This window comes from Paenibacillus etheri (assembly GCF_001012825.1).
GTDB classification, from domain to species: domain Bacteria; phylum Bacillota; class Bacilli; order Paenibacillales; family Paenibacillaceae; genus Paenibacillus_AQ; species Paenibacillus_AQ etheri.
The window spans coordinates 1-210 of the sequence record NZ_LCZJ02000082.1; the positions used below are offsets into that span (position 1 = coordinate 1).

Annotated in this window: 1 rRNA gene; it reads right to left on the minus strand. The window is 52.9% G+C overall.

Annotated features, from left to right (window positions below):
• Positions 1-210 (minus strand): 16S ribosomal RNA (locus tag UQ64_RS28920); the annotation flags it as partial.

Sequence of the window (210 nt, forward strand, 5' to 3'; positions counted from 1 at the left end):
AGTTAAGGGTTGCGCTCGTTGCGGGACTTAACCCAACATCTCACGACACGAGCTGACGACAACCATGCACCACCTGTCTCCTCTGTCCCGAAGGCCGCCACTATCTCTAGTGGATTCAGAGGGATGTCAAGACCTGGTAAGGTTCTTCGCGTTGCTTCGAATTAAACCACATACTCCACTGCTTGTGCGGGTCCCCGTCAATTCCTTTGA